30 protein-coding genes are annotated in these 25,366 nt (G+C 59.2%); 12 read left to right on the plus strand and 18 right to left on the minus strand.

The window, feature by feature from the left end:
* Positions 1 to 9: 9 nt before the first annotated feature.
* The 5 genes from ACA070_RS11840 to ACA070_RS11860 form a co-directional block, all read right to left on the minus strand.
* On the minus strand, positions 10 to 684 hold the full coding sequence (locus tag ACA070_RS11840; protein ID WP_497451266.1) for a DUF3313 domain-containing protein: 675 nt from the start codon (positions 682 to 684) through the stop codon (positions 10 to 12).
* A gap of 176 nt (positions 685 to 860) precedes the next feature.
* The gene (locus tag ACA070_RS11845; protein WP_497451267.1) at positions 861 to 1,139 is read right to left on the minus strand and encodes a DUF3303 domain-containing protein; all 279 of its coding nucleotides are present in this window, start codon (positions 1,137 to 1,139) and stop codon (positions 861 to 863) included.
* 193 nt (positions 1,140 to 1,332) lie between these two features.
* Positions 1,333 to 1,872: an HD domain-containing protein gene (locus tag ACA070_RS11850; RefSeq protein WP_497451268.1), complete on the minus strand. Its 540-nt coding sequence runs from the start codon at positions 1,870 to 1,872 to the stop codon at positions 1,333 to 1,335.
* A 10-nt stretch (positions 1,873 to 1,882) separates the two neighbouring features.
* A complete protein-coding gene (locus ACA070_RS11855) occupies positions 1,883 to 2,284 on the minus strand; it encodes a hypothetical protein (RefSeq protein ID WP_497451269.1) in 402 nt (133 codons plus the stop codon).
* Positions 2,285 to 2,317: 33 nt separating this feature from the next.
* Positions 2,318 to 2,887: an RrF2 family transcriptional regulator gene (locus ACA070_RS11860; protein ID WP_497451270.1), complete on the minus strand. Its 570-nt coding sequence runs from the start codon at positions 2,885 to 2,887 to the stop codon at positions 2,318 to 2,320.
* Between the two features lie 257 nt (positions 2,888 to 3,144).
* Between ACA070_RS11860 and ACA070_RS11865 the strand changes: the two genes are divergently transcribed.
* Positions 3,145 to 4,350: an NAD(P)/FAD-dependent oxidoreductase gene (locus ACA070_RS11865; protein ID WP_497451271.1), complete on the plus strand. Its 1,206-nt coding sequence runs from the start codon at positions 3,145 to 3,147 to the stop codon at positions 4,348 to 4,350.
* Positions 4,351 to 4,431: 81 nt separating this feature from the next.
* On the opposite strand, the gene ACA070_RS11870 is transcribed toward ACA070_RS11865, so the two are convergent.
* From ACA070_RS11870 to ACA070_RS11880, 3 genes are all read right to left on the minus strand, one after another.
* Positions 4,432 to 4,863 (minus strand): nuclear transport factor 2 family protein, encoded by a 432-nt coding sequence (locus tag ACA070_RS11870; RefSeq protein ID WP_497451272.1) that lies wholly within the window; start codon positions 4,861 to 4,863, stop codon positions 4,432 to 4,434.
* A gap of 146 nt (positions 4,864 to 5,009) precedes the next feature.
* Positions 5,010 to 5,261 carry a glutaredoxin 3 gene (gene grxC, locus ACA070_RS11875; RefSeq protein ID WP_497451273.1) on the minus strand — a complete coding sequence of 84 codons (252 nt, stop codon included), beginning with the start codon at positions 5,259 to 5,261 and terminating at the stop codon, positions 5,010 to 5,012.
* Positions 5,262 to 5,291: 30 nt separating this feature from the next.
* Positions 5,292 to 5,810, minus strand: a complete 519-nt coding sequence (locus ACA070_RS11880) for a carboxymuconolactone decarboxylase family protein (protein WP_497451274.1) — start codon at positions 5,808 to 5,810, stop codon at positions 5,292 to 5,294.
* A gap of 135 nt (positions 5,811 to 5,945) precedes the next feature.
* On the opposite strand from ACA070_RS11880, the gene ACA070_RS11885 reads away from it, so the two are divergent.
* From ACA070_RS11885 to ACA070_RS11895, 3 genes are all read left to right on the plus strand, one after another.
* Entirely contained in the window at positions 5,946 to 6,776 is an 831-nt protein-coding gene (locus ACA070_RS11885; RefSeq protein WP_497451275.1) for an AraC family transcriptional regulator, read from the plus strand.
* 213 nt (positions 6,777 to 6,989) lie between these two features.
* Positions 6,990 to 8,210, plus strand: coding sequence for a helix-turn-helix domain-containing protein (locus ACA070_RS11890; RefSeq protein ID WP_497451276.1), 1,221 nt, complete (start codon positions 6,990 to 6,992; stop codon positions 8,208 to 8,210).
* 35 nt (positions 8,211 to 8,245) lie between these two features.
* Positions 8,246 to 8,884 (plus strand): Vgb family protein, encoded by a 639-nt coding sequence (locus tag ACA070_RS11895; protein WP_497451277.1) that lies wholly within the window; start codon positions 8,246 to 8,248, stop codon positions 8,882 to 8,884.
* Here the strand turns inward: ACA070_RS11895 and ACA070_RS11900 are convergent.
* Positions 8,881 to 9,150, minus strand: a complete 270-nt coding sequence (locus ACA070_RS11900; protein WP_462026744.1) for a hypothetical protein — start codon at positions 9,148 to 9,150, stop codon at positions 8,881 to 8,883. The genes ACA070_RS11895 and ACA070_RS11900 overlap by 4 nt on opposite strands.
* Positions 9,151 to 9,566: 416 nt before the next feature.
* Here ACA070_RS11900 and ACA070_RS11905 point away from each other — a divergent pair, with 416 nt between their 5' ends.
* The gene (locus tag ACA070_RS11905; protein ID WP_497451278.1) at positions 9,567 to 10,634 is read left to right on the plus strand and encodes a hypothetical protein; all 1,068 of its coding nucleotides are present in this window, start codon (positions 9,567 to 9,569) and stop codon (positions 10,632 to 10,634) included.
* A gap of 16 nt (positions 10,635 to 10,650) precedes the next feature.
* Positions 10,651 to 11,004, plus strand: coding sequence for a DUF1428 domain-containing protein (locus ACA070_RS11910; RefSeq protein WP_461958371.1), 354 nt, complete (start codon positions 10,651 to 10,653; stop codon positions 11,002 to 11,004).
* Positions 11,005 to 11,018: 14 nt separating this feature from the next.
* Here the strand turns inward: ACA070_RS11910 and ACA070_RS11915 are convergent, their stop codons facing one another.
* Positions 11,019 to 11,213, minus strand: a complete 195-nt coding sequence (locus ACA070_RS11915; protein WP_497451279.1) for a hypothetical protein — start codon at positions 11,211 to 11,213, stop codon at positions 11,019 to 11,021.
* A 60-nt stretch (positions 11,214 to 11,273) separates the two neighbouring features.
* On the opposite strand from ACA070_RS11915, the gene thpR reads away from it, so the two are divergent.
* On the plus strand, positions 11,274 to 11,813 hold the full coding sequence (gene thpR, locus ACA070_RS11920; RefSeq protein ID WP_497451280.1) for an RNA 2',3'-cyclic phosphodiesterase: 540 nt from the start codon (positions 11,274 to 11,276) through the stop codon (positions 11,811 to 11,813).
* A gap of 252 nt (positions 11,814 to 12,065) precedes the next feature.
* On the opposite strand, the gene ACA070_RS11925 is transcribed toward thpR, so the two are convergent.
* The 5 genes from ACA070_RS11925 to ACA070_RS11945 form a co-directional block, all read right to left on the minus strand.
* On the minus strand, positions 12,066 to 13,163 hold the full coding sequence (locus ACA070_RS11925) for a polyamine ABC transporter substrate-binding protein (protein ID WP_497451281.1): 1,098 nt from the start codon (positions 13,161 to 13,163) through the stop codon (positions 12,066 to 12,068).
* A gap of 268 nt (positions 13,164 to 13,431) precedes the next feature.
* Complete coding sequence (locus ACA070_RS11930; protein WP_497451282.1) at positions 13,432 to 14,316, minus strand: ABC transporter permease subunit; 885 nt, start codon at positions 14,314 to 14,316, stop codon at positions 13,432 to 13,434.
* The gene (locus ACA070_RS11935; RefSeq protein WP_497451940.1) at positions 14,313 to 15,194 is read right to left on the minus strand and encodes an ABC transporter permease subunit; all 882 of its coding nucleotides are present in this window, start codon (positions 15,192 to 15,194) and stop codon (positions 14,313 to 14,315) included. Before ACA070_RS11935 ends, ACA070_RS11930 begins: the two co-directional genes overlap by 4 nt.
* Before the next feature lie 29 nt (positions 15,195 to 15,223).
* Complete coding sequence (gene potA, locus ACA070_RS11940; RefSeq protein ID WP_497451283.1) at positions 15,224 to 16,366, minus strand: polyamine ABC transporter ATP-binding protein; 1,143 nt, start codon at positions 16,364 to 16,366, stop codon at positions 15,224 to 15,226.
* A 363-nt stretch (positions 16,367 to 16,729) separates the two neighbouring features.
* Positions 16,730 to 17,491 carry a gamma-glutamyl-gamma-aminobutyrate hydrolase family protein gene (locus ACA070_RS11945; protein WP_497451284.1) on the minus strand — a complete coding sequence of 254 codons (762 nt, stop codon included), beginning with the start codon at positions 17,489 to 17,491 and terminating at the stop codon, positions 16,730 to 16,732.
* Positions 17,492 to 17,771: 280 nt separating this feature from the next.
* On the opposite strand from ACA070_RS11945, the gene ACA070_RS11950 reads away from it, so the two are divergent.
* The 5 genes from ACA070_RS11950 (at position 17,772) to ACA070_RS11970 (ending at position 23,723) form a co-directional block, all read left to right on the plus strand.
* A complete protein-coding gene (locus tag ACA070_RS11950) occupies positions 17,772 to 19,148 on the plus strand; it encodes a glutamine synthetase family protein (RefSeq protein WP_497451285.1) in 1,377 nt (458 codons plus the stop codon).
* A 172-nt stretch (positions 19,149 to 19,320) separates the two neighbouring features.
* Complete coding sequence (locus ACA070_RS11955) at positions 19,321 to 20,811, plus strand: aldehyde dehydrogenase (protein WP_497451286.1); 1,491 nt, start codon at positions 19,321 to 19,323, stop codon at positions 20,809 to 20,811.
* A gap of 50 nt (positions 20,812 to 20,861) precedes the next feature.
* Positions 20,862 to 22,148, plus strand: coding sequence for an NAD(P)/FAD-dependent oxidoreductase (locus tag ACA070_RS11960; protein ID WP_462026752.1), 1,287 nt, complete (start codon positions 20,862 to 20,864; stop codon positions 22,146 to 22,148).
* Between the two features lie 464 nt (positions 22,149 to 22,612).
* The gene (locus ACA070_RS11965) at positions 22,613 to 23,161 is read left to right on the plus strand and encodes a cupin domain-containing protein (RefSeq protein WP_007946335.1); all 549 of its coding nucleotides are present in this window, start codon (positions 22,613 to 22,615) and stop codon (positions 23,159 to 23,161) included.
* Positions 23,162 to 23,276: 115 nt separating this feature from the next.
* On the plus strand, positions 23,277 to 23,723 hold the full coding sequence (locus tag ACA070_RS11970) for an NUDIX hydrolase (protein ID WP_497451287.1): 447 nt from the start codon (positions 23,277 to 23,279) through the stop codon (positions 23,721 to 23,723).
* Positions 23,724 to 23,877: 154 nt separating this feature from the next.
* On the opposite strand, the gene ACA070_RS11975 is transcribed toward ACA070_RS11970, so the two are convergent.
* From ACA070_RS11975 to ACA070_RS11985, 3 genes are all read right to left on the minus strand, one after another.
* The gene (locus ACA070_RS11975) at positions 23,878 to 24,396 is read right to left on the minus strand and encodes a hypothetical protein (RefSeq protein ID WP_497451288.1); all 519 of its coding nucleotides are present in this window, start codon (positions 24,394 to 24,396) and stop codon (positions 23,878 to 23,880) included.
* 97 nt (positions 24,397 to 24,493) lie between these two features.
* Complete coding sequence (locus tag ACA070_RS11980) at positions 24,494 to 25,006, minus strand: DUF6644 family protein (RefSeq protein WP_497451289.1); 513 nt, start codon at positions 25,004 to 25,006, stop codon at positions 24,494 to 24,496.
* Positions 25,006 to 25,356 (minus strand): DUF6152 family protein, encoded by a 351-nt coding sequence (locus tag ACA070_RS11985; protein ID WP_497451290.1) that lies wholly within the window; start codon positions 25,354 to 25,356, stop codon positions 25,006 to 25,008. Before ACA070_RS11985 ends, ACA070_RS11980 begins: the two co-directional genes overlap by 1 nt.
* Between the last annotated feature and the right edge of the window lie 10 nt (positions 25,357 to 25,366).

Raw genomic sequence — 25,366 nt, forward strand, 5'->3', positions numbered from 1 at the left:
AGGTTGCCGTTAACGGATAAACGCCTGCAAGTCGCTGGTCAGTTTGTCGATCGCTGCTTTGAAGTCTTTGGCGGTGATCTTCTGGCTGGCGTTTTCCAGGGTGCTGCCAAACACCTTGCGCACAACCTTGGCCACGGTCTGGTTGTTGCTCGCGTCGATAAACTCGGCCTCGATGAACAACGTGGTGTCCTGATCCCGATGCCCGCTGGCCGCCGAAACACCACCGACCACGGCCGCGACAGGCACCACTTCATACCATTTCATGCCTTCGTTCTCGGCGTTCACCCCGGTGATTGCCGAGCGCATGATCAGGGTTTTCGCACCGGCCGGCGCTGCTTTTGCGCTCGATACAACCTTGTATTTCTGGCCCAGCACACCTTTGGCCTTGCTGCTCATGTAGTTCTGCAGTTCATCCAGGGTTTGCCGATTGACCCGCTCGCTGGGCTGCGGCGCCGGGTACAGCTCCAGCTTGTTGAACGCGACGGTGTTGTAGGCATCCGGATTCCACGACGGACTCACCCAGCGCATGGCGGTCTCGCCGCTGGTGGTAGTGACTTGCTGCAAGTTGTTGTAGTTGGACAGGAAGCCTGAGTACTGGTCTTTTTCGGTGATTTTCGAGGTGCAGCCGCCGAGCAACAGGCTGGCAAGTGCAGCGCCGATGAACAGTTTCTGCGACAGGTTCATATGCTTTCTACTCCGTGGGTTCAGCGCAGGGTCGGCCCGGCCAGTCCAGGCAAGAAACTCTGGCTGAAACCGGATCCTTCGCGATGAGCGTAGGTTCGCCCCGAGAAATTTCCAGTCAGACATGAACGTGTTTCAGGGTCGAGAGGCGGCGAGCAGTACCCGCCGCCCGATGACGGCTACTTGCCGACCGTGCCGGCCAACAGCGGCGCCATCTGCTCATCGGTCAATGCCGCCTGGACGTCCATCTTCATGATGTCGTTCCACTCCAGCACCCACTTCTGAATCAGCACCAGATCACTGGCTTCTGCTACGCCAAAACCGCTCGAACCACCGACGGCATGCCAGCGCCCGAGCATCTTGACGCCGGCGGGTGGAACGGCCCCGGTCTTGAGAAAACGCTCGATCGCCTTGTTACGGTTGTCCGAATTGATCGACCAACTGACGATGAATAACATTTGCCACCTCCTGCTACGGATTGGCACCTGTTTGTCTGTGCGCACCGGGTTGGCGCCGGGACCACGGTGACGCTGTGTCTACAGCTTCTTGCCCCTTGTGAAGGCATAGCAGCGCCCGGCCGTGTGCGTACGACCGCTGATCCTGTTAATGGGCTTTTTCAAGGAGCAGGCGACGTTGTGGCCGGCACCTGTATCACCAGCGAAACATGGGCAGCGGCTTGAGCGGGGAGCGAAGGAATTGGCGTGCGGTTTGTCTGAGCAGCATCCCGTGAAAGCCAAGATTGGGCAGCGCCGATTTCACGGTTTTGATATAGGCCCGTGGCAGGCCGAACGTCAGCAGCCCGAGGGACACATCAATGACATCGGCACGCCGGAAGGGCTCGACGCTGAGCGCATGGTCGGCACCGTAGGGTCGCACCTTGTGGTGTTCCAGAATCAGCGCCGTCACTTCTTCGTTCAAGTGTGACAGTTGCCGATTGGCCAGATAGTCGGTGGCCTGGCGCACCGAGGGTTCCAGGTAATCGATGGTGCCATCCGTCCAGATGCCCAGATCATGAAACGCCGCCGCGATTTGCACGGCCTCGGATGGCAGGCCTTCAATGCCGCTGATCGCGCTGTAGAAGTTCAGCACCCGATAAATGTGATTGCGATAACCCGGCAGGTCAGCGCCGATTGCCAGCGCATAGGACGTCAGTATTTCGTCGGTCACGGGGAATTCGAGAACGAGGTTCATGGGGCTGACCTCAGGCGTCGCGCAACAGGTCATTGGCGTTGAGGATCTCGAAGGCGATCTCCGGGCGCTTCTCCAGGCTGCGACGAATCGCGGCCGGGATCGACTGCCGGGTCTTGCGACACAGACCGGGCAATTCGCCGAGGGAGATGCCGATGCCGCGCATGGTGCGTACTTCGTTGAAGCTGGGGACGATGTCCACGCGGATGCCCAATTGTTCGTACATGCGGTTTTGCAAGCGTTCGAGGTCAGCCAGGCTTTGCAGGTTTTCCAGACGATCGAGCAGACGCTTTTCTTCCTGCCGGGTCAGAAACAGGATGCGCACGTCCGCGCCCGGTGTTTCCAGCAACGGGTCTCGCCCGCAGATGCAGGCGCCGGGCGGGCAGGGTGAGCGGATCGGGGTCGAGGTCGTCATGGGCCTTAATCATAGAGCGGCCCGGACAAATCGTCAGTCGGAAATATCAGTCACAGGGATGATCTGTTCGCCATCGGGCTGAGTGCCGGTCGCGGTTTTCTTTTCCCGACGATCATTGATCCAGTTGTCCACCTGGGCGCCGAACTCGGCCGGGGCTTTACGTCCGACCCTTCGGGCCAGGTCGAGAATGGTCTGCTGGGCGAGAGCGTCTTCCATGCGTTGTTGCGCAGTCATCATCACCGCGTGCACCGAGCAATGACCTTCCACCGCCCACGTCGGCGGAGAACCTGCGAACAGCGCACAACGCTCACGGACATCACGGCAATCGAAGATCAGCTTCTGGCCATCGATGGCGTTGACGATATCCAGCACGCTGATTTCGTCCGCCGGCCGCGCAAGCTTGAACCCGCCGCGCACGCCCTCGGTCGCCACCACCAGTTTGGCCTTGGCCAGCTTGGTGAAGATTTTCGCCAGGTAATCCAGCGGCACGCCTTGCAGCTCAGCGAGGTCGCGCACGCTTGCCTCACGGCTGTCGCCGTAATCGCCTACCAGAAAAAGCAGGCAGTGAATGCCGTATTCAACGCCTGCGCTGTAAAGAGACATGGTCATCTCCGACTGAATGAGTCGCCAATATTACCAGCCGATGGTTAGAGGTGCAACGAACCATCGGCTTGGGTTAAATCGTGTTTCTGTCCTGAGCTGCTTATAGATAAGAGCTTTTATCTGGATGTCAGGGGTATCTGGATGTGTGATGGCAACCATCGATAGAAGGTCGTTGCTTCTTGTAACTCGGATCACTATAGTCGCCGTTGTCAGCTCGGCGACGGGTTCAGTAATTGGTCTTCTTCGGAGTTAAAACAATGAAACAGCACATTCTGGTAATCGGCGCGGGTTTCGGCGGCATGTGGACGGCATTGAGCGCCACGCGCCTGTTGGACCTCCATGATCACAACCACGTAGAAGTCACGGTACTGGCGCCTCAGGCCGAGCTGCGGGTGCGTCCGCGCTTCTACGAACCGAATGCTCATCAACTCGCTGCACCCCTCGGCGACCTGTTCGATGCCGTGGGTGTGAAGTTCATCAAGGGTGCCGCAGACACCATCGATGTGGCGCAAAAACACGTCGGCTACACCGATGCGTCGGGTGCCAGACAGGTGTGCAGCTACGACAAACTCGTTCTGGCCACCGGCAGCGGTCTTGCGCTGCCAAATACTCCGGGCGTGGCCAAGCATGCCTTCGACGTGGACCAGATCGAACAAGCCGTACGCCTGGAAAACCACCTGAAATCTTTGGCCAACCTGCCAGCCAGCAAAGCCCGCAACACCGTCGTGGTGGCGGGTGGCGGTTTCACCGGGATTGAAACGGCGACTGAAATGCCGGCGCGCTTGCGGGCCATCCTCGGTGACAAGGCCGACATTGAAGTGATCATCGTTGATCGCGGTGAAAAAGTCGGCGCGTCCATGGGCAGCGAAATTGCCAAGTCGATCGCCGAAGCCAGCACTGAGCTGGGCGTGCAATGGCGCTTGAAATCTTCGGTGGTGGCCGTCGATGAAAACGGTGTGACCCTGGCCGATGGTCAACGCATCGACGCCAAGACCGTGGTCTGGACCACCGGGGTACGGGCAAGCTCGCTGACCGAGCAGATCCCGGCCGAACGCGATCACCTCGGCCGCCTGCACGTCGACGCGCATCTGAAAGTCATCGGCCAGGACGACATTTTTGCCACCGGCGATGTGGCGTACGCCGCTTCGGATGACATCGGTAACTACGCCCTGATGACGTGCCAGCACGCGATCTCTCTGGGGCGTCACGCCGGCAACAACGTTGCTGCGCAAATCCTGGGTGTGGATCCGAAGGCGTACAGCCAGCCCAAGTACGTTACCTGTCTGGATCTGGGGGCATGGGGCGCGGTCTACACCGAGGGTTGGGATCGCCAGGTCAAACTGGTCAAGGAAGAAGGCAAGTCGCTCAAGACCCAGATCAACACGATGTGGATCTACCCGCCGGCGGCAGACCGCGCAACAGCGCTGGCGGCAGCGGATCCGATGATCCCGGTTGTGGCCTAAGAGGTTGGCAGAGCTGTCTCGATGAGGCGGTCTGCCTGAAAAAATCCCGCTCAAGTGACCTTGGGCGGGATTTTTTATTGTTCAGATGCGGAAGGCTTGCCGGCCTACCAGCAACCATTTGCCAGCCTTCTTTTGCCAAATCTGGAAGTTCTCGATTTCAGTCGGGACGACCTCGGTGCCCTTGATCGCCTGTGCTGAGAAATGGTGCCGAACCAACGCTACATCACCCGAAACGGTGATGGTCTGATTCTGCATTTCCAGGGTTTTGAAGGCGCTCTTTCCCGTTTCGATGTCGGCGATAAAATCTTTCTTGTCCTGAACCTTCCCGCTGGAATGGCCGTAGGTAAGGTTCTCAGCGGTCAACGCTTTCAGTTCGGGGATGTTCTTGTTGAGCATGGCTTGTGTCAGATGGTCCACCGCGACCGCGACATCCTTCTCGCCCGGCGCGGGGGCTGCTGCCACGTAGCCACTGAACAGGCACAGAAAACCAATCAGCACGTTCACTTTTTTCATGGGTATTTCCTTGTTGTTATGAATGACTCGTCGGTCATCGTACAACCTAGCAGGAATTAAATGAATAGTGGCAAAACGACGAGGCAAGACTTCTATTGCTGATAGAAGTCTTGCCGACTGAAGGGAATGGCATTTGGATTACAGCGTCAGGCCAGCATGGACAACAAGGCACCTTGACGGTCCAGTTTGGCCAGGTCGTCGAAACCTCCGACATGGGCGTCACCGATGAAAATCTGCGGCACGCTGCGACGACCGCTGCGGGTGAGCATCTCCTGGAATTTGCCGGGCTCCGACTGAACGTTGATTTCCCGGGTGGCGATGCCTTTGCTGGCCAGCAGCGCCTTGGCATTGCGGCAATAAGGGCAGGTGTCAGTGGTGTAAAGCGTCACAGTGCTCATAGCGTGTACTCCTCAGATTTGAGATCCGATTCAGGCGTCGATTGCAGGAAAGTCGATCTCGGTCAGGGCCAGATTGTTGAGGTAGTTGGTCAGGGTCTGCGAGGCAATGTGGGCGACCACCTCGATGATCTTGGCGTCGGTGATCCCGGCTGCACGCGCCGCTTCAATTTGCTCGTTGCTCAGGTGGCCGCGACTTTCGGTGATTTGCCGTGCAAGCGTGGCGAAAGCATTGAGTTGGCCGTGCCGAGCGCTGAGGATGTCTTGTGCGGACAGCCCGGCCTTGCCGGCAAACAGGGTGTGCGCCGCCAGGCAGTAATCGCAACCGTTGACCTGCGAAGTGGCCAGAAAAATGGCTTCTTTCTCAGGGGCGGTCAGGGACGTTTTGCCCAGGGCCACCGACTGTTGCAGATAGGCTGCAAGTACGGCAGGGGCATGGGCCAGCGTCTTGAAGACGTTGGGCAAGAAGCCGATTTTTTTCTGCACGCCTTCCAGCAGCGGGCGGGTGGTTTCGGTGGCGTGTTCAAGGCTCAGGGTAGTGATGCGGCTCATGGGTGATGCTCCGTCGATTCAAGCGCGGTGTGCGCTGGGTACGGGGTCCATGCTATTGATCAACGCTGGCCTTGAGGGTGCAAATCGTCGACGATATGCGACAGATCGTCCAGATTTGTCCCCGGGAGTCTTTCCATGGATCGCTTGTCCACCTTGCTCACGCATTTCGGTATCAGTGCCGGAACCTTCCACAGTGGGGATTTTTGCGGCGTCACGGCGTTTGATGGCGAGCAGGCCACCGGGCACCTGCATTTGCTTCAGGCCGGCGAACTGACGCTCAAACTGGCCGATGAGCGCGACCTGCATCTCAATGAGCCGACGCTGATTTTTTTCCCGCGACCTTATCGTCATCGGTTGTTCGCCAGCGAAGCGTCGGGCACTCAACTGGTGTGCGCCACCCTGGAATTCGACGGTGGGGCGGGCAATGCCCTGGCCGCCGCGTTGCCTGAATACCTGGTGCTCAAACTCGACAGCATCCCGACCATGGCCGGCACGCTGGACTGGCTGTTCAGCGAGGCGTTCGGCGGCATCTGTGGTCGCGAAGCGATGATGGACCGGCTGTTCGAACTGCTGGTGATTCAGTTGTTGCGGCACATTCTGACCAGCCGCGATCAGACGCCCGGCATGATGGCCGGTCTCGCCGATCCGCGCCTGGCGCGCCCCTTGAGCCTGATGCACGACTCGCCCGGCAAGGCCTGGACGGTGGCCGAACTGTCGGCGGCGGCCAACATGTCCCGCGCCAGTTTCGCCGAATACTTCCGCTCGGTGGTGGGGCAGACGCCGGTCGATTACCTGGTGAGCTGGCGCATCAGCCTGGCGCAGAAACGCTTGCGTGAAGGCAAGTCGATTGCGCTGATCGCCGATGAAGTCGGTTATGAAAGCCCCTCGGCGCTGGCCCGGGCTTTTCGGCGTAAAACCGGCACCAGCCCGCGTGAATGGGTGCAGGACACTAAACGCCCGCGATGACCGTGCGGGTCGGCTCAGCGCAACCCAATGTGGGAGTGAGCCTGCTCGCGATGGCGGTGTATCAGCCAACATTGATACCGACTGAAACACCGCCATCGCGAGCAGGCTCACTCCCACAGGGATTGCGCTTAACCAGCGGGCTGTTTGGTGGCCGTGAGATAGACTCATCAACGGGCATCGAACCGTGGGAGTGACACCTGTGGCGCAATTCAAATGGACTCGCTGATCACCGCTGCAGCACACGCACTCGCGGCGGGTGATCCCCTCGGTGCGCTGAACCGGGTTGCCTTGCGCGATGATGCACCTGCACTGGCGCTTCGCGGTATCGCCATGGCGCAGTTGGGCGATCTGGTTCGAGCAAAGGAATTGGTGCGCCGTGCCGCCCGCGCCTTCGGTCCGAAAGCACCTTTGGCCCGCGCGCGATGCGTGGTCGCCGAGGCCGAAATCGCCCTGGCTTCAAGGGATCTCGGATGGCCAGTGAAAGCGCTCGAAGCGGCACGAGTGACACTGGAGGCACATGGCGATGGCCTGAATGCGGCCCATGCGCGGTATTTGCAGATTCGACGGCTGTTGTTGATCGGGCATCTTGATGTGGTCGAAGGGTTACTCGCCGAGCTCGACCCCGCGCCACTGCCGCCGGCATTACGCGCCGTTCATGAGCTGGTGGTGGCAGGGATCGCCGTGCGGCGACTCGAGACAAGGCGGGCGCGGTCTGCGCTGGAAAGGGCCGAACGCGCGGCGTTCCTCGCCGGCATTCCTGCACTGACCGCCGAGGTTGAACACGCCGCTCATGTCCTCAACACGCCCGCCGCGCGATTGATTGCCCGTGGCGAAGAGCGCCCTCTGTTGCTGGATGACGTTGAAGCGCTGCTCGGTTCGACATCCCTGGTGGTGGACGCGTGCCGATACGGCGTGCGCGCTTCCGGGATGTCGGTGTCCCTGGCCAAACGCCCGGTGTTGTTTACCCTCCTGCGGGCGTTGGCCGAAGCCTGGCCTGCGGATGTGGCGAGGGAAACACTGATCACCCACGCCTTTCGCTTGAAGCTCACCGATGAATCCCATCGCGCAAGGTTGCGCGTCGAAATCGGACGGCTTCGCACGGCGCTGAAGCCTCTGGCCGGTGTCAGTGCGACGAAGCGCGGGTTTGCGCTGCAACCACAGATTACGGACGACGTTGTGGTGCTGGCGCAGCCCGTCGAAGAGCCGCAGGCGGCGTTGCTCGCCTTCCTCGCGGACGGCGAGTCGTGGTCGAGTTCGGCGCTCGCCTTGGCGCTGAAGGCCAGTCAGCGCACCGTGCAGCGTTCGCTCGAGGTGTTGGCAACCACCGGCAAAGTGCAGTCGTTTGGCCGCGGGCGGGCGCGGCGCTGGATGACGCCGCCGATGCCGGGATTCGCGACGACTTTGTTACTCACAGCTTGGGTGCCGGGTGACTAGGATCCATTCCACCCCCCAACGAAGAGGATGCAACCATGAAGCAATCATCCGCCGAAATCATCCGCGAATACGGACCCTTTCCGGGCGTCGACAGCGTGCATGGCGTCACCCATGACGGTCAGCACGTCTGGTTCGCCTCCGGAGAAAAACTCAACGCCCTTGACCCGGTAAGCGGCAAGACCCTGCGTTCCATCGATGTCGCCGCCCATGCGGGAACAGCCTTTGACGGACAGCACCTGTTCCAGATCGCCGAGGATCGCATTCAGAAGATCGATCCTGCGAACGGCCAAATTCTCGGCACCATTCCTGCGCCCGGCGGTGGTGGCGACTCAGGGCTTGCCTGGGCCGAAGGCACGCTGTGGGTGGGGCAGTATCGGGAGCGCAAGATCCATCAGATCGACCCGGACACCGGCAAGATTCTTCGCACGATCGAGTCCAACCGCTTCGTCACCGGCGTGACCTGGGTGGAAGGCGCACTCTGGCACGGCACATGGGAAGGAGAGGAAGGTGAATTGCGGCGGGTAGACCCGAACACCGGCGAGGTGCTGGAAAGCCTCAAGCTGCCAACCGGTGTCGGCGTGTCAGGGCTTGAGTCCGACGGTGCGGACCGGTTTTTCTGCGGCGGTGGGAACAGCGGCAAGGTGCGGGCCGTTCGTCGGCCCGCTTCATCCTAGAACGTGAACGCACGGGACGACCGAGGCGCGCTTTGAGCCAATTCGATCTCCAGCAGATGTTCAACCAAGACGTCATTGAGAAACCGGAACTGATCATTGAGCCCGACCACTTCGTTGTTGAAGTGGTTCGCGGCTGCCGGTATCAGCAAGGCCTCGAATTTTTTGTCGAACACCAGCGACAGCTCTTTGCGAGAGACGAATTCCTGCGAATAGAAGTTGTTGCCGAACACCGGGAAGCTTACGGACAGGGTAATGGCGTGGATCATGATCTGCGCTCCTCGGCGAGGACGATGTAGGAAAAAACAGTCAGAGTAATGGCCGTCAGGGCCAGGCAGGTCAGGAGATGGATCAACATGATTTTCCCCTCCGGTGTGGGGTTTTGCCTTGGGATGGGTTGATCCTGCGCCTGGCGGTTTTTGAGCGGAAGGCAATCATCGCGATGGTGAGTATCGACGGCGTTGATAGCGGATTTTTTGGTGCTCTGGAGGTCCTCATCGCGAGCAGGCTCACTCCTACAATGTGGCGTTCACCGCGATCCAATGTGGGAGTGAGCCTGTTCGCGATGAGGCCCTGAAAATCACCCCCAATCTCAAGCGAACAAACACCGCCACCTATACTCAAATAAATAGGCTTTTCGAGTTCCGGACATTCCGTCCGGGGATCACTGTAGGAAACCGCGATCTTGAACCTGCGTTCGCTGATCGTCGCCGTGATGGTGGTGTTGGCGGGATGCGCCACGCCCGTGCGTGCCCCGGTGGTGGTGCCGATTGTGGTGGTGTCCGACAGTACCTGGCGCCAAGTGGACCAGGAGATTGTCGCGGCCTCCCAATCAGCCACCGAGCAAACCAAAATCTACGCCCGCGGTGCGATGGATTACTGGCGTACCCGCGTTTACCAACTGACCGAAGAGAACTTCATTCCCTGGTTCAGCAGTTACTGGACCCAGGAATGGCTATCGATGAAGGTCAGCTGGTACTCCCTCAGCGCCGCGGGCGAACAGGATGCCTCGGCCAAGCGCCTGGCGGCCTACCTGCTGGAGCAATACCAGAAGCGCGTGCTGGCGCCGGTCGCGGTGGAGATCGATCCCGACGCGATTCTCGGCCTGGCGACGGCTTTCTACGTTGATATTGTTCAGGAAGAGCTACAGAAAATCTCCCAGCGTCACGGCGTGCCGATGGCCCAGCTCAACGGACGTATCCAGAAAATCCCCGCGATTGCCCTGGGCCCGCCATCTGCTCGCGATGCGTCGCTGTATCAGGTCGTACGCACCCAACCGCTGAACACATTGCCGGCCTACGCGGCGTTGATCGAAAAGATTCACAAGGCGGGCGGTGACAAAGGCGTTGGGTCGACCGACACGGCGATGGCGCCGGTGGCCAAGCGCGCCAGTCGACGGATGGAAGCCGAAATGGCCCCTCGAGGCGCAGCCAGTGCCGTGGCTGCGGCGGCCGGCAAACTCGCGGGGGGATTGATTACGGTAGGGGTGGCGGGAATCCGCGCGATGATTCAGGCCGCCGACCGCCCGGACAGCGAGGCGCTGATTCGCAGCAGCCTGGGCAACACGTTCGACAAAGCCTGGATGAAACTGGTGCAGAATCCGACCACCGGCGTGATGGCGGGAACGTTCTACCTGGCTGCGCAGATCGAGGGCAACCTGGCGGGGAGTGCCGACATACCGTCGGTCAGTTCGAGCAACGGCGCTGTCGATTGGAGCCCTGCGGAATCGACTAACCAGCAGAACGTTCCATAGCCGAAGGAGAAACACCATGTCCTACGTTGATGGCTTCCTCGCTGCCGTACCTACCGCCAATCGCGAGAAATTCAAGAAACACGCCGAAACCGCCGCCGTCATTTTTAAGGAAAGCGGCGCGCTCAGCGTCACCGAATGCTGGGGCGACGATGTGCCGGACGGGAAGGTGACCTCGTTTCCCATGGCGGTGAAACTCAAGGAAGACGAAACCGTGGTGTTCAGCTGGATCATTTGGCCCGACAAGGCCACCCGTAATGCGGGTATGGACAAACTCATGAACGATCCGCGGATGCAGCCGGACGTCAATCCCATGCCCTTCGATGGTCAGCGCCTGGTCTTTGGTGGTTTCGAAGTGATTGTAAAGGCCTGATCCCAACCAAAGGATCACTCCGCCGACGGGGTGATCCTGCAACTTTTGCGGTTGCGGATCTCACTGTCCGTCGGCCGCTCTCTCACGAATTCGAAGCGCGGCTCACCTTCGCTATAGTGAACCAGCCAGCCCCACTCCAGCTCGGACTCATCCTGACCCGGTTTCGGTGGCATCGCCCACCATGGCTCTTTGCTGATGATTGTTCGCATGGCCCCCTCCCGTCGATTCGGCTGGTTCAACTATAACGTGCATGTCAGGAGCTGCCAGGCATGACTGACGAATCCCGTGAGCCGTCCAAACGGCTGTTTTTCGCCCTCAATTGCCCTCCGGAGCAACGCAAGGCCATTGCCCAGTGGCGCAGCGCACTTGAGCTGCGCAGCGGGCGACCGGTGCCGGCGGAAAACTTTCACCTGACGTTGTTGTTTTTGGGGGCTGTGGGTGTGGCGCAGATCGGCGAGATTTGCACGGCGGCGGCAAAAGTTCACGTGCCGGGCGTGCCGCTGAGGTTGGCGCTGGATCGAATGGATGTCTGGCGCCGGGCAGGGGTTCTGGTACTGGCGCCGGAGCAGGCACCACCGGAGTTGCTGCGTCTGGTGTATGCGCTGGAACAGGCGATGTTGCCGTTCGCCTTTGAGGAGGCGCCGAAAGAGTTTCGACCGCACCTGACGCTGATGCGTGATTATCGAGTGCCGGTGCCTGAGTCTGCGACGCCGCCCGAATTTTTCCTGCGGGCTGATTGCTTTGTCTTGTTTGAATCCCATAAGGGACGGTATCGGGCACTGGCCGAATGGCCGCTCGTCCCCTCATAAAAAAAGGCGCCCGAGGAGGCGCCCAAATTCACCTGAACCGAGGAAGCCAGGTGAGGCCGTTCGTCAGAGAGGAGTGCAGCGGTGGTAAGGCGCTGCGTGAACGGAAAACGGGTAAAAACCACATATTTATGTCATGCCTACGTCCCTGTAGGAGCGAGGCTTGCCCGCGAAGAGGCCATCACATTCAACATTGATGGTGACTGGCACACCGCCTTCGCGGGCAAGCCTCGCTCCTACAAAGGGCGCGAGCAATTACTTCCCGAGCTTCACCCGCGTCCAGCCCCGGGTCATCACCCGCTGAACGCCGATCGGCATATCCGGAATGGCATACAACGTCGCCATCACGTCTTGCGGCGGATACGACCCCGGATCATCGCGGATCGCCTCATCAACCAACGGCGTGGCCGCTGCGTTGGCATTGCTGTAGCCGATGTTGTTGGTGATCTCGGCGATGATGTCCGGGCGCATCAGGAAATTCATGAACAGGTACGCGTTTTCGACGTTCGCCGCGTCCCGTGGGATGGCGACCATGTCGTAGAAGCTGCCGGCACCTTCTTTCGGAATGCTGTAATCGATCTTCACCTTGTCGCCCGCTTCCTGAGCGCGAGCCTTGGCTTGCAGCACATCACCGGAGTAACCGACCGCGACGCAGATGTTGCCGTTAGCCAGGTCGGAAATGTATTTCGACGAGTGGAAATACGCCACCGAAGGGCGAATCTTCATGAACAGCGCTTCAGCTTCAGCGATCTGACCCTTGTCCTGCGAGTTCACCGGGTAACCCAGGTAGTGCAAGGCGGCTGGGAGCATCTCCGTTGGCGAGTCGAGGAAACTGATGCCGCAGGCTTTGAGCTTTTCCGCGTTTTCCGGTTTGAACAGCAGGTCCCAGGAGTTGGTCGGTGCATTGGCGCCGAGCACTTCCTTGACCTTGGCCGGGTGGAAGCCGATGCCGATCGAACCCCACATGTACGGGAAGGCGTGGCCGTTATCCGGGTCGCTCGCGGAGGCGTTTTTCAGTAGCACGGGGTTGAGGTTTTTCCAGTTCGACAGCTTCGACTTGTCCAGTTCCTGATAGACACCGGCCTTGATCTGCTTGGCCAGGAAACTGTTGGACGGCACGACGATGTCGTAGCCGGATTTGCCGGCGAGCAGGCGTGCCTCAAGGGTTTCATTGCTGTCGAACACATCGTAGGTCACGCGAATGCCGGTCTCGTCCTCGAACTTCTTGACCGTGTCCGGGGCGATGTAATCCGACCAGTTATAGACGCGCAGTACCTTGTCATTGGCCTGGGCAGCCGTGGCAATCGCGCCCAGTAAGGACAGTGTCAGCAGAGTCCTGCCAAACATTTTCATCGGTACAACTCCAATTCTTTTTTATTCAAAATCACACAGCAAAATGCAGTGAACACACAACTTGTGCAGCCAACCTAAATCCCATGCATCACACACAAACCCTGTGGGGCAAACACAGAACCTGTGGCGAGGGAGCTTGCTCCCGCTTGAGTGCGCAGCACTCACAAAATTGGCAGGGTTGCCAGAAATCTTGGGGTCGCTTCGCAACCCAGCGCGAGCAAGCTCGCTCGCCACAGGATGAAGTTCACTTACCTCATCAGCAACGGCACTACACCGTCGCTTCTACCATTTGCTTCTTCGGTTGCTGCCACGACTCGCTGGCAGTCTGGTCCATCGCTTCCTGGATCGCACGTTTGCGGGTGGCTTCAGCGCGGCGGCTGAAGTACCAGACCATGAACGTCACGATCGAAACAGCCAACAGAATCAAGCTGGCCACGGCATTGATCTCAGGCTTCACACCCAGGCGCACCGCCGAGAACACTTCCATCGGCAAGGTCGTCGAACCTGGGCCGGACACGAAGCTCGCCAGCACTAAATCATCCAGCGACAAGGCAAACGACATCATGCCGCCGGCCGCCAGTGACGGCGCAATCATCGGAATGGTGATCAGGAAAAACACCTTGAACGGCTTCGCCCCAAGGTCCATCGCCGCTTCTTCGATGGACAAGTCCAGCTCACGCAAGCGCGCCGAGACCACCACCGCCACATACGCCGCGCAGAACGTGGTGTGGGCGATCCAGATCGTGACGATGCCACGCTCCATCGGCCAGCCGATCAACTGCGCCATCGCCACAAACAGCAGCAACAGCGACAGACCGGTGATCACTTCCGGCATCACCAACGGTGCGGTCACCAGGCCGCCAAACAGCGTACGACCCTTGAAGCGCGTCACGCGGGTCAGCACAAACGCCGCCAGCGTCCCCAGTGCGACCGCCGCAATCGCCGTGTAGCAGGCGATTTCCAGCGAGCGCAGCACCGAGCCCATCAGTTGCGTGTTGTCGAGCAAACCGGCGTACCACTTGAACGACCAGCCGCCCCACACCGTCACCAGTTTGGATGCGTTGAACGAGTAGATCACCAGAATCAACATCGGCAGGTAGATAAACGACAGGCCGAAAATCAGCATGAACTTTGAAAATCCGAAGCGTTTCATCCCCGACCCTCCATCTCTTTGGCCTGACTACGGTTGAACAGCAGAATCGGCACAATCAGGATCAACAGCATCACCACCGCCAGGGCAGACGCCACCGGCCAGTCGCGGTTGTTGAAGAACTCTTGCCACAGCACACGTCCGATCATCAGCGTCTCCGGGCCGCCCAGCAGTTCCGGAATCACGAACTCACCGACCACCGGAATGAACACCAGCATGCAGCCTGCAATGATCCCGTTCTTGGCCAGCGGCACGGTGATTTTCCAGAAGTTGTTGAAGTTACTCGAACCCAGGTCGGACGCGGCTTCCAGCAGACTCTGATCGTGCTTGACCAGGTTGGCGTACAGCGGCAACACCATGAACGGAAGATACGCATACACCACGCCGATATAGACGGCGGTGTTGGTGTTGAGGATCTCGATCGGGTGATCCGTCAGCCCGGTCCACATCAAAAAACCGTTGAGCAAACCGTTGTTGCTGAGAATGCCCATCCACGCATACACGCGGATCAGGATCGCCGTCCAGGTCGGCATCATGATCAGCAACAGCAGAACGTTTTGCGTTTCCTTGTTCGCCTTGGTGATCGCGTAGGCCATTGGGAAACCGATCACCAGGCACATCAGTGTGCTTAAAAACGCGACCTTCAACGAACCGAAGTAAGCCGAGATGTACAGCTCATCCTGGGTCAGCAGCGAGTAGTTACCAAGGTTCAGCAGTAGCTGGAATTTCTGCTCGGCGAAGGTGTAGATCTCGGAGTAAGGAGGAATGGCCAGCGCCGCTTCCGAGAAGCTGATCTTCATCACCAGGAAGAACGGCAACAGGAAAAACAGGCACAGCCACAGGAACGGAATCCCGATGACGAGCTTTCGACCACTCGGCATCAGCCGCATGAACTGCTGATTGAGTGTTTTCATGAGCGCAGTACCACGCCGCTGTCGTCTTCCCACCACACGTAGACTTTGTCGTCCCAGGTCGGACGGGCGCCACGGCGTTCGGCGTTGGCCATGAACGATTGCACGACCTTGCCGCCAGGCAATGCCACGTAAAACACCGAGTGACCGCCGAGGTAGGCGATGTCATGCACCTTGCCTTCGGACCAGTTGTAGTGGGTGTCCGGCTTGAGGGTGCTGACCAGCATTTTTTCCGGGCGGATGGCGTAGGTGATCGACTTGTCCTGCACCGAGGTGCTGACGCCGTGACCGACGTAAATCTTCTGTTCCAGATCCGGGCTGTGAATGATCGCGTGACCTTCAAGGTCTTCCACAACGGTGCCTTCGAAGGCGTTCACGTTGCCGATGAATTCGCAGACCATGCGGCTGACCGGTGCTTCGTAGATGTCGACCGGGCTGCCGATCTGCGCGATCCAGCCCAGGTGCATGATCGCAATGCGCTGGGCCATGGTCATGGCCTCTTCCTGGTCGTGGGTCACCATCACGCACGTCACGCCGACGCGCTCGATGATTTCCACCAGCTCCAGTTGCATCTGCGAACGCAGCTTTTTATCCAGTGCGCCCATCGGTTCGTCGAGCAACAGCAGCTTCGGACGTTTGGCCAGGGAGCGGGCGAGGGCCACGCGCTGACGCTGACCGCCAGACAGCTGATGGGGTTTGCGTTTGGCGTACTGGGTCATGTGCACCAGACGCAGCATCTCTTCAACGCGGGCGTCGATTTCGCTGGCGGGCAAACGGTCCTGCTTGAGGCCGAAGGCAATGTTCTGCGCCACGGTCATGTGCGGGAACAAGGCGTACGACTGGAACATCATGTTGATCGGCCGTTCGTACGGCGGCATGTCGGTGATGTCCACGCCGTCGAGGAAAATCCGTCCTTCGGTCGGGCGCTCGAAGCCGGCGAGCATGCGCAGCAGGGTCGATTTTCCGGAACCGGAACCGCCAAGCAGGGCGAAGATTTCGCCTTGATGGATCTCGAGCGAGACATCGTCTACCGCGCAGGTTTCGTCGAATTTCTTGGTGACGCGGTCGACTTTCACCAGCACCTTTTTCGATGTCTGGTGACCTTCAAGAGCCTTCCTGTAAGTGCTGGAGGCATTTGCCATGTGAAACTCCCAACAGGTTTCAGTCGTCGGGCCAACGCGGCCTGACTTAAGAGTGGATTGCAAGCCCGGGGCGGGTGATGCCAGTTGATTCAGCGATGGACCCTTGTGGGAGCGAGCCTGCTCGCGATAGCGGCAGATCAGTCAGCATTGATGTCGCCTGACACTCTGCAATCGCGAGCAGGCTCGCTCCCACAGGGGGATTACGTTTGACTCACTGGCATCGCCCGGCCTGGGCTTATTCGGCGCCGCCGTCCTGGCTGCCGGGGTCGTACTTGTTGTTATTGCAGTGTGTTGTTTCGCAAGTCACGGACGCGCAAAGGCACGCCCGCCTGACTCGCGGGGGCAGTAAATTCGTGTTTTAGGTCAGCGGGTTTTACGCAACGCGGCCCGTCGCCGGCACGCATCGCCGAACGCCTGGAAAATACTCAAGTAAGGCGGGTTCGACAGGACCTGCCATTCCGGGTGCCATTGCACGCCGACGGCAAACGCCTTGCTGTGTTCCACCGAAATCGCCTCGATCAAACCGTCCGGCGCGATGGCTTCCGAGCGCAAGCCCGGCGCCAGTCGATCAATGCCTTGGCTGTGAATCGAATTGACCATGAACTCGGCTGGCAACTCCAGCGCTTCGAACACACCGCCCGGTTGCACCGTCACCGCATGCGCCGGAGCGTATTGCACCGCCAGCTCCGGACTGTCGGCTTCCCGGTGATCGAGCATGCCGGGCAGTTCATGCACCTTCTGATGCAGGCTGCCGCCGAACGCCACGTTCATTTCCTGAAAGCCGCGGCAGATGCCGAGCACCGGCACGCCCGCCGCAATGGCTGCGCGCAATAAAGGAAGGGTGGTGGCGTCCCGCGCCGGATCATGATCCGTGCCGGGGGCGCTGGCCGGGCCTTGATAGTGAAAAGGTTCCACATTCGAGGGTGAGCCGGTCAGCAGCAGACCGTCGAGATGCGCGAGCACATCATCGATTTCAGTCAATTTGCCTAAGGAAGGAATGATCACAGGCAGCCCCAAAGCCGCGACGCTGACAGCACGCAAGTACTTGTCGCCGCTGACGTGGTAGGGGTGCAGGCCAATCTGTTTGACGCACGCAGTAACGCCGATCAATGGCTTGAATGCCATTTTTATCACCTCGAAGTTTCACACTTGAACGAGCTTTTCCGGAGCTTAGCCTTGTTGATTTTAATTAACAACTCTCATGTAAAAAATTCTAAACGCCGTGCGTCCGATCGCCAGTCTTTGTACGGCGTAGAAGACCTATATGGCACTCTCGTGCCCAAAAAAGCCCTGAAAATAAAGGTTGAGAGGCTAGGTGTTCGCTATTGACTTCACTTTGCCGTTCGGGTTGACTGGGCTCGCAACAAGGTAGTGAACATAATAATTAACAGCTAATAGGTGCAAAATGTCGGTCCCTCTGCGTGCCGTTCAACTCAACGAAGCAAACGCATTCCTTAAGAAATATCCTGAGGTTTTGTACGTCGACCTTCTGATTGCGGATATGAACGGTGTGGTGCGCGGCAAGCGCATCGAGCGCACCAGTCTTCATAAGGTTTACGAAAAAGGCATCAACCTCCCGGCATCTCTGTTTGCCCTGGACATCAACGGTTCTACGGTGGAAAGCACCGGCCTGGGTCTGGACATCGGCGACTCTGACCGGATCTGCTTCCCCATCCCTAATACCTTAAGCATAGAACCCTGGCAGAAGCGCCCGACCGCGCAACTGTTAATGACCATGCACGAACTCGAAGGCCAGCCGTTCTTCGCTGACCCGCGTGAAGTACTGCGTCAGGTGGTGAGCAAGTTCGATGACATGGGCCTGACCATCTGCGCCGCGTTCGAACTCGAGTTCTACCTGATCGACCAGGACAACGTGAACGGTCGTCCGCAATCGCCACGCTCGCCGGTGTCGGGCAAGCGTCCAATGTCGACTCAGGTGTATTTGATCGACGACCTGGACGAGTACGTCGACTGCCTGCAAGACATCCTCGAAGGCGCGAAAGAGCAGGGCATTCCTGCCGACGCCATCGTCAAGGAAAGCGCCCCGGCGCAGTTCGAAGTGAACCTGCACCACGTCAATGACCCGATCAAGGCCTGCGACTACGCGGTGTTGCTCAAGCGTCTGGTGAAGAACATCGCCTACGACCACGAGATGGACACCACGTTTATGGCCAAGCCGTATCCGGGTCAGGCGGGCAACGGTTTGCATGTGCACATTTCGATTCTCGACAAAGAAGGCAACAACATCTTTGCCAGCGAGGATCCCGAGCAGAACGCCGCGCTGCGACACGCGATCGGCGGTGTGCTCGAGACCCTGCCGGCGCAGATGGCGTTCCTGTGCCCGAACGTCAACTCGTACCGCCGTTTCGGCGCGCAGTTCTACGTGCCGAACTCGCCAAGCTGGGGTATCGACAACCGTACCGTTGCCGTGCGAGTGCCGACCGGTTCGCCGGACTCGGTGCGCATCGAACACCGTGTCGCGGGCGCCGATGCCAACCCGTACTTGCTGATGGCCTCGGTGCTGGCCGGTATTCACCACGGCCTGACCAACCAGATCGAACCGGGCGCCCCGGTGGAAGGCAACAGCTACGAGCAAAACGAGCAGAGCCTGCCGAACAACCTGCGCGATGCCCTGCGCGAGCTGGACGACAGCGAAGTCATGGCCAAATACATCGACCCGCTGTACATCGACGTGTTCGTCGCGTGCAAGGAAAGCGAGCTGGCGGAGTTCGAGAACTCCATCTCGGACCTTGAGTACAACTGGTATTTGCACACCGTTTAACGGGCTGACACTAAACCTGTGGCGAGGGAGCTTGCTCCCGCTGGAGGCCGAAGGACTCCCTTTTTGGGGCCGCTTCGCGACCCAGCGGGAGCAAGCTCCCTCGCCACAGGTTACTCATCGTTCATGCCATCGGTTAACACGATCAACTATTCCTCTGCGTCGAGTCACAACCATGACAAACACTCGCAGCGACTGGGAGCAACGCTTCCAGTCCCTCACCATCGAAAGCCGCGCCTTCATCGACGGCCAATACCGCCCGGCACTCAGCGGTGACACCTTTGAATGCATCAGCCCGGTCGACGGCCGTTTCCTGGCCAACGTCGCCAGCACCGACGAAGCCGATGCGAACGAAGCTGTGGCCGTCGCGCGCCGCACTTTCGACTCCGGCATCTGGGCCAACCTCGCCCCGGCCGAGCGCAAGCGCATCCTGATCCGCTTCGCCGACCTCATCATGGCGAACCAGGAAGAACTCGCGCTGCTCGAAACCCTCGACATGGGCAAACCGATCAACGATTCGATGAACATCGACATCCCGGCGACCGCCAACGCGATCCGCTGGAGCGCCGAGGCCATCGACAAGATCTACGACGAAGTCGCCGCCACACCACACGACCAACTCGGCCTCATCACCCGCGAACCTGCGGGCGTGGTCGCCGCCATCGTGCCGTGGAACTTCCCGTTGATCATGGCCAGCTGGAAGTTCGCCCCGGCCCTCGCAGCCGGCAACTCGTTCATCCTCAAGCCTTCGGAAAAGTCGCCACTGACCGCCATCCGCATCGCGCAGCTTGCTCTGGAAGCGGGCATCCCGAAAGGCGTGTTCAACGTCCTGCCGGGCTACGGTCACACCGTCGGCAAGGCGTTGGCGTTGCACATGGACGTCGACGTTTTGGCCTTCACCGGTTCCACCGCGATTGCCAAGCAACTGCTGATCTACGCCGGGCAAAGCAACATGAAACGCGTCTGGCTCGAAGCAGGGGGGAAGAGTCCGAACGTGGTGTTCGCCGACGCGCCGGATTTGCGCGCGGCAGCACAAGCGGCGGCCGGTGCGATTGCCTTCAACCAGGGCGAAGTCTGCACCGCCGGTTCGCGTTTGCTGGTCGAGCGCTCGATTCGCGAGCAGTTCATTCCGCTGCTGGTGGAGGCGCTGCAAGCCTGGAAACCGGGTCACGCGCTGGACCCGGAAACCACCGTCGGCGCGGTCGTCGATCAGCGCCAACTGGAGAACGTGCTGCGCTACATCCAGGTCGGTAAAGACCAGGGCGCGCAACTGATCGCCGGCGGCAGCCGCACCCTCGAAGCCACCGGCGGCCTGTACGTGGAACCGGCGATTTTCGACGGCGTGACCAATGCCATGACCATCGCCCGGGAAGAAATTTTCGGCCCGGTGCTGTCGCTGATCACCTTCGACACCGCTGAAGAAGCCTTGGCGATTGCCAACGACAGCATCTTCGGCCTGGCCGCCGGCGTCTGGACCAGCAACCTGAGCAAGGCCCACACTTTCGCCCGTGGCTTGCGCGCCGGCAGCGTCTGGGTCAACCAGTATGACGGCGGCGACATGACCGCGCCGTTCGGCGGGTACAAGCAGTCGGGTAACGGTCGGGACAAATCGCTGCACGCGTTCGACAAATACACCGAACTCAAAGCGACCTGGATCAAGCTCTAACACCTTTACAGCGGCGGTCGCAGGCCATCCTGCGGCCATCGGAGAAACGTATGAAACAAACAACACATGTAAACAGCTACTACGCCGCTACTCGCAACTTCACCGGCGACTTCCCGGTGCTGGAACAAGCGGTGGACTGCGACGTCTGCGTGATCGGCGCCGGCTACACCGGTTTGTCCTCGGCCCTGTTCCTCTGCGAAGCGGGTTACAGCGTGACCGTGCTCGAAGCCGCCAAAGTCGGTTTTGGCGCCAGCGGTCGCAACGGCGGTCAGTTGGTCAACTCCTACAGCCGCGACGTCGATGTGATCGAAGAACGCTACGGCGACAAGACCGCCGAAGTCCTCGGCAGCATGATCTTCGAAGGCGCCGACATCATTCGTCAGCGCATACAACACTACGACATCCAGTGCGACTACAAGCCGGGCGGCATCTTCGCCGCGCTGAACAAAAAGCAACTCAAAGGCCTGGCCGAGCAGAAAAGCAGCTGGGAGCGTTACGGCAATAAAAACCTGAAAATGCTCGACGCGGCCGACATCAAGCGCGAAGTCGGTTGCGACAACTACGTCGGCGGCCTGCTCGACCTGCAGGGCGGCCACATCCATCCGCTGAACCTGGCCCTCGGCGAAGCCTCGGCCATCATCGGTCTGGGCGGCAAAATCTACGAACAATCGGCCGCGGTGGAAATCACCTATGGCGAACCGATCACCGTGCGCACCGCCAAAGGCCTGGTCCGCGCCAAGTACCTGCTGATCGCCGGCAACGCCTACCTGCCCCAAGACCTCGACAACCGCGTCACGCGCAAAAGCATGCCGTGCGGTTCGCAAATCGTCGTCACCGAACCGTTGTCCGAGAAAGTCGCGCGCAGCCTGATCAAAAACAACTACTGCGTCGAAGACTGCAACTACCTGCTCGACTACTACCGCCTCACCGCCGACAACCGCCTGCTGTACGGCGGCGGCGTGGTCTACGGCGCCCGCGAGCCGGACGACATCGAGCAACTGATCAAGCCGAAAATTCTCAAGACCTTCCCGCAACTCAAGGACGTGAAGATCGACTACCGCTGGACCGGCAACTTCCTGCTGACTATGTCCCGCATGCCGCAATTCGGCCGCATCGAGAAAAACGCCTACTACATGCAAGGCTACAGCGGCCATGGCGTCACCTGCTCGCACCTGGCCGGCAAACTGATCTCCGAAATGATCCGCGGCGACGCCGAACGCTTCGACGCCTTCGCTTCGCTTCCGCACATGCCCATGCTCGGCGGCCGCACGTTCCAGGCCCCGCTCACCGCCATGGGCGCCGCGTATTACGCGTTGCGTGATCGGTTCGGCATCTAACCCCCGACACAGGCTCTGCTTACACCACCGATCAAAAATGTGGGAGTGAGCCTGCTCGCGATGAGGCCACATCAGCCACCATTGATGTAGCTGACACACCGTCATCGCGAGCAGGCTCACTCCCACAGGAGATCTATGGCGTATACAGAATCTGAGATCGACCGGGACCCACCTGTGGGAGCGAGCCTGCTCGCGATGGGGCCCTTTCAGCCACCATGGATATTGGCTGACACACCGCCATCACAAGCAGATTCACTCCCACAATTCGCACCACTGAACTCGCCGCCATCACCACCCAACAACCTTTTCACCCAACCACTTATCGAACCTGCTGAGCAACACCCCCAAACGTGATTTAATACCCGCCTTTCACAATTCCGGGACAGGGAAGCGGTACTTTCGCGGCCAAAAGTCGCCCGCCATCCACCCCCATAACCCTTAAGTATTTCTCGCATAAGGCTGTCATGGACACGGGCTCACGACTCAAACTAGTACGCGAAAGCTACAAACTGTCCCAGCGCGAGCTGGCCCGGCGTAGCGGCGTCACCAATGCCACCATTTCCCTGATCGAACAGAATCGCGTCAGTCCCTCCGTCAGCTCTCTGAAGAAACTGCTCGAAGGCATTCCCATGTCTTTGGCGGACTTCTTTACCTTTGATCAGCCGCCGCGTGAGCACCAATACGTGTTCCGCGCCAATGAACAGCCGGATCTCGGGCGTCATGGGCTGCGGTTGCTGCTGATTGGTGCTTCGGTGCCGAGTCGGCAGATGCGGCTGTTGCGCGAGCAATACGCGCCTGGGGCGAGTTCGGGGGAAGAGCCGATTGTGCATTCGGAAGGAGAGGAGTGTGGGCTGGTTACGCGGGGCACTGTTGAGCTAACTGTTGATGGGCAGATCAGTGTGCTCAACGCTGGCGACGGCTACTACTTTCCGACAACGCTGCCTCACAAGTTTCGCAATATCGGCCAGGATGAAGCTGAAATCATCAGCGCCAACACCCCGGCCAACTTCTGATATCAAACCGGACACTACCCTGTAGCAGCTGCCGAAGGCTGCGTCCGCGGCCACCACCCATGCTGAATGGAAGCACCTGCTACAGGGTTTATACAAAGCAAATGGACTTCACCTCATGACCACACACCGCATCCGCCCCCTCGCACTCTGCATCTTCCATCACGATGGCAAGATTCTGGTCAACGAAGCGTACGACCCCGTTACTGGAAAGTCATTCATACGCCCAATCGGTGGCGGAATCGAGTTTGGCGAAACCAGCGCCCAAGCCGTAATACGTGAAGTCGATGAAGAACTCGGTTTATCCATCACCGATGTTCGCCTACTCGGCACGCTCGAAAACATCTTCACCTATGCCGGCACGCCTGGGCACGAAATCGTGCAGGTCTACGACGCGAAATTCGTGGATGCCAGCGTCTATGAACGGCCCCACTTGAACGCTCAAGAAACCGATGGCACTACCTTTATGGCGAAGTGGCTGCCGCTCGACAATATTACTGGCGATACGCCGCTGGTTCCTGCCGGGTTGTACGAGCTGCTGAAGAAGGTTGCACTGTTGGACTGATGCTCTGTCATTAGAAATGGCGCTGTGTAGCTTATCGATCGTCAGGATGCGATCACTTTTCAAGGAACGAAAATGACAAGCGCTGATGCCGACGCCGTTGAGGGCCCGACGATCAGTAACGGAATAGATGACAGCGCTCAATCAGTCAGCGCGCTCAAGGTGTCGGCGGTGATAACCGGTCCAGAGCACAGCCGTTGGCCGATGACTGATTAGCCTGAAAGAGTCGAACTCCGGAATCCAGATCAACGATGTTGATATGGCAGGCGCTCATGACATTGGGGCCATCCGTGATGCCGCCCTTTATCACATAGCGGGCGCCCGGCATGAACTCACTGACAAAATCGACCGTGCATCTGCGGTTACCGCTGGCCCCGCCCTCCAGCACCAGGTGTATCGGTTTGCCCGCTTCAATGGCTCGAAAACCTTCGGGTTTCGATGGGTGTCCACCGCTGATCGAGAACAGTTCCCGAGCGGGTACAACGGGTACCGACCTGCCGTACTTGCAGGCCATGGTCGGCGCTGTGCTTAGGGTCAGGTAGTTGCGACGGTTGCTTAGTGCGTCCATTTCACTGCGAATCTGCGCTTGGGGGACATTGGCGGGGGGTTCGTATTGCGGGATCGGCGAGCAACCCGCAATCAGAAGCAGGAGCGAGCCTGAATACAACGGTTTCATGGGAGTTTCTGTCCGTAGCGGTTTGAGGTGGGCACTCTAATACTATTTGTTGGAAGTGGAAAAATAGAACTGGTCCCTTTTTTTAATTTTTTTCCATTCAGGTATAGGCCAACAGTCGACCGCAGAACACCACGCTGACCCATAACATAATCGAAAAAATCGCCTGGATTTTCGCTATTCCAGGCGCCGCGGTGTCGGTGTTCCACCGGGCTACTGAACGGAAGACACCCACGTGAAAAAGAGCCGCATTGAGGCCCGCAATACCGATCAAGCACAGCTTCAGAATAAAAACGCCATTGGATGCGAAGTCGTGCGGATGGGCTGAAAACATCATCAGCCCGGCTGGAACTATCAATAGCAGGGCCGTGACACCCCACCTCAGGAGATGGCGAGCCAGTGCCGTCACCGGAAGATCTCTCGACAACCCGAGAACCCTCAGGTCGAACATGACGACAGAGCCGACAAGCACCACGAAACCAAGGATGTGAACCACCTCGACTATCGGATACAGCCATATTTCGCTTCGCATGGCCGACCCGAGTTGCGAGTCACCCACATAGTCCAGCCAGCCATCCAGACCCGATCCACCGCTGGTGCTGGTTGTCTGCATCAGCGTAACTCAGTGGTTTTGTTGTCGACCGTGATGCGTTCTGCGCGCAGTTCATCGGGTTTGTTGCGATTCTGATATCCAACCACCGTAGCCCGCTTGCCGACAGTCAGCATTTCCTTGGAAAGACCACGGTTCTCCATGCGTGAGGGTGGCGCCAGCACGACGTTCCAGGTCTTGTCGTCGGTCTTCAGGCGAACGAACCCATGCGGGTGAGAGTAACCGGATTCCTCGATCGTTCCGTCCAGCTGCAGGGGTTTGCTCGAGTCGTACTCACTCCAGCCGTGATGAGCGAACACCGCCGATGCCACCAGTAACAATGAGAATCCAAGGGACGCAAGTAAGCGCTTCATGATGCGGACT

Source organism: Pseudomonas sp. LBUM1678 (assembly GCF_059695575.1).